This window comes from Streptomyces capoamus (genome assembly GCF_014654935.1).
In the GTDB taxonomy this organism is placed as follows: domain Bacteria; phylum Actinomycetota; class Actinomycetes; order Streptomycetales; family Streptomycetaceae; genus Streptomyces; species Streptomyces capoamus.
This window is the reverse complement of record NZ_BNBF01000001.1, coordinates 764,903-768,432: the sequence shown is the minus strand read 5'-3', so window position 1 is coordinate 768,432 and position 3,530 is coordinate 764,903. Positions and strand designations below refer to the sequence as shown.

Annotated in this window: 3 protein-coding genes; all 3 read left to right on the top strand. The window is 72.8% G+C overall.

All coding sequences use genetic code 11. From position 1 onward, the window contains the following. On the top strand, positions 1–594 hold a 594-nt coding region (locus IE312_RS03500), incomplete at its 5' end, for an alpha-glucosidase C-terminal domain-containing protein (protein ID WP_189978164.1). 31 nt (positions 595–625) lie between these two features. Beyond that, entirely contained in the window at positions 626–1,990 is a 1,365-nt protein-coding gene (locus IE312_RS03495) for a maltokinase N-terminal cap-like domain-containing protein (protein WP_189978162.1), read from the top strand. Positions 1,991–1,993: 3 nt separating this feature from the next. After that, positions 1,994–3,530 (top strand): 1,4-alpha-glucan branching enzyme (gene glgB / locus IE312_RS03490; RefSeq protein WP_229898953.1); only part of this gene is annotated, 1,537 nt, incomplete at its 3' end.

Sequence of the window (3,530 nt, the reverse complement as noted above, 5' to 3'; positions counted from 1 at the left end):
ATCGAGCTGTTCACCGCCCTGCTGCTGTCCCTGCCCGGCTCGCCGATCCTCTACTACGGCGACGAGATCGGCATGGGCGACAACATCTGGCTCGGCGACCGCGACGCCGTGCGCACCCCCATGCAGTGGACACCCGACCGCAACGCGGGCTTCTCGACGTGCGACCCGGGACGCCTCTTCCTGCCCACCATCATGGACCCGGTCTACGGCTACCAGGTCACCAACGTCGAGGCCTCCATGTCCTCCCCGTCCAGCCTGCTGCACTGGACCCGCCGCATGATCGAGATCCGCAAGCAGAACCCCGCCTTCGGACTCGGCTCGTTCACGGAGCTGACGTCCTCCAACCCGGCGGTCCTGGCGTTCCTGCGCGAGTACGGCGATGACCTGGTGCTGTGCGTGAACAATTTCTCCCGGTTCGCCCAGCCCACCGAACTCGACCTGCGGGCCTACGACGGACGGCACCCGGTCGAGCTGATCGGCGGAGTGCGCTTCCCCGCGATCGGTGAACTGCCCTACCTGCTCACCCTGCAAGGCCACGGCTTCTACTGGTTCCGGCTCACCCGAGTCGCATCCCGCATCGGCCGCCGCCGCTGATCCGACGGCGTCGAGGAAAGGACGCGTCACCATGCCGAAGACCATCACTCCCCGACCGAGAACCGCCGTCGGCACGGACGGCCCCCTGGTCTCGCTCGGCGCGCTGCTGCGCGAGTGGTTGCCTAGGCAACGCTGGTTCGCGGGCAAGGACCGGCCCGTCACCGATCTGACGGTGCTGTCCGTGACCGAGCTGTTCCCGGGGTGCCTGCACCTGCTGGTGCAGGCCTCGCACGTGCCGGTGCCCACCCCCGGCGGCACTCCCCCGCCCGGGGACTGCTACCAGCTGCTGCTGGGCCTGCGCCCGCATCTGGCCCCGCGACTGGAGCAGGCGTTCATCGGGCGGGCCGAGCAGGGGCCGATGGCCGGGCTCGCGGTGTACGACGCGCTGCACGACCCGCGCTCGGCGCACCTGCTGCTGGAGCGGCTGCGACAGCCCGGCCCGGCCGGTCCGCTGCGGTTCGAGGCGGACCCGGCGGCCCGGGTGCCCGGCGGACTGCCGCCGCGGCTGCTGGACGCCGAACAGTCCAACTCCTCGATCGTGTACGGCGACGCGTACATCCTGAAGCTGTTCCGCCGGATCCAGCCGGGCGTCAACCCGGACCTGGAGGTGCCGGCGGCGCTGGCGGCGCAGGGTTGCGCCCGGGTGCCCGCGCCGGTGGCCTGGTTCTCCACGACCGGCTCCCGGCCCGCCACCCTCGGTGTGCTCCAGCCGTTCCTGCCGGACGCCACCGACGGCTGGACACTGGCGCTGCGCGCGCTCGCCGCGGGCGACGACTTCACCGTCGAGGCCCGCGCGCTGGGCCGGGCGATGGCCGAGGTGCACCTGGCGCTGGCCGAGGCCTTCCCGCCGGCCGGTCCGGGCGAGAACGGCCGTACGGCCGAGGCGATGTGCGCGCGGCTGGACGCCGCCGCGCACGCCGTACCGGGGCTGCTGCCCTTCGTACCGGGTCTGAAGGCCGCGTTCGGGGCGCTCGCCACGTGCGACACCGGTCCGCCGGCCCAGCGCATCCACGGCGACCTGCACCTCGGTCAGGTGCTGCGGGCCGGCCGCGACTGGTTCGTCATCGACTTCGAGGGCGAACCGTCCCGTCCGCTCACCGAGCGGCGCGCCCCGCAGTCCCCGGTGCGGGACGTCGCCGGGATGCTCCGCTCCTTCGACTACGCGGCCCGGCAGCGCCGCCCCTGGCGACCCGAGTGGGCGCGCCGCTGCCGGGAGGCGTTCTGCGCGGGCTACGCGGCCCGCGCCGGCTGGGATCCACGCAAGAAGCACGCGCTGCTGCGCGCGCACGAGACGGACAGGGCGGTCTACGAGGTGCTGTACGAGGCGAGACACCGGCCCGACTGGCTGCCGGTACCGATGGCGGCGATCAAGCGGCTCGCCGTGTGGGGAGGCTGACCGATGGCACTGCGCACCACGCGTCCCGAGGCCGCGGGCCCGGGGCCCGCGGCGGCCGCCGCCCTGGACCCGGCCGACCGCGGCCGGCTGCTGGCCGGCGCGCACCACGATCCGCACGCCCTGCTGGGCGCCCACCCGGTGCCGGGCGGCACGCTGTTCCGGGCGCTGCGCCCGAACGCCCGGGCGGTGAGCGTCGTGATCGACGGCGCGCGCACCGCGCTGCGGTCGGAGGGCGACGGGCTGTTCGCCGCCGTCCTGCCCTGCGCCGAGGTCCCGGCCTACACCCTGCTGGTGGCCTACGACGAGACCGAGCAGGAGGTGCACGACCCGTACCGCTTCCTGCCCGCCCTCGGCGAGCTGGACCTGCACCTGATCCGGGAGGGCCGGCACGAGCAGCTGTGGCGGGCGCTCGGTGCCGAGCCGATGGTCCACCAGGGCGTGCCCGGCACCCGTTTCACCGTGTGGGCGCCCAACGCCCAGGGTGTGCGGGTGGCCGGGGACTTCACCTTCTGGGACGGCACGCAGTACCCGATGCGCTCGCTCGGCGCGTCCGGGGTGTGGGAGCTGTTCCTGCCCGGGATCGGCGAGGGCACCCGCTACAAGTTCGAGATCACCTCCCGGTACGGCCACCGGTTCCTGAAGGCGGACCCGATGGCCCGCCGTACGGAGGTGCCGCCGGACACCGCGTCGGTGGTGACGTCCTCACGGTACGAGTGGGGCGACGCGCAGTGGATGGCGCACCGCGGTGACACCCCGGTGCACCAGGCACCGTTCTCGGTGTACGAGGTGCACCTGCCGTCCTGGCGGCCGGGGGCGTCGTACCGGCAGCTCGCGGAGGAACTGCCCGACTACGCCAAGGGGATGGGCTTCACGCACGTGGAGCTGATGCCGGTGGCCGGGTACCCGTTCAGCGGCTCGTGGGGGTACCAGGTCACCTCGTACTACGCGCCGACGCCCCGGCTCGGCTCACCGGACGACTTCCGGTACTTCGTGGACGCCTGCCACCGGGCGGGTCTCGGGGTGATCATGGACTGGGTGCCGGCGCACTTCCCGAAGGACGACTGGGCGCTGGGCCGCTTCGACGGGGACCCGCTGTACGAGCCGGGGAACGCCCTGCGGGCGGAGCATCCGGACTGGGGCACCTACGAGTTCGACTACGGCCGCACCGAGGTGCGCAACTTCCTCGTCGCCAACGCGGTGTACTGGTGCGAGGAGTTCCACATCGACGGGCTGCGCGTGGACGCCGTCGCCTCCATGCTCTACCTGGACTACTCCCGGGACTCCGGGCAGTGGGAGCCGAACGTGTTCGGCGGCCGGGAGGACCTGGACGCGGTGGCGTTCCTGCAGGAGATGAACGCCACCGTGTACCGGCGCTGCCCGGGCGTGGTGACCATCGCCGAGGAGTCCACCGCGTGGGACGGGGTGACGCGGCCGACGGACGGCGGCGGGCTCGGGTTCGGGCTGAAGTGGAACATGGGCTGGATGCACGACTCGCTGGAGTACATCCAGAAGGAGCCGGTGCACCGCAAGTACCACCACA

Bases quoted from the DNA above. Each gene is read 5' to 3' on its own strand.
- IE312_RS03495 (WP_189978162.1), top strand. From the start codon at position 626: ATGCCGAAGACCATCACTCCCCGACCGAGAACCGCCGTCGGCACGGAC.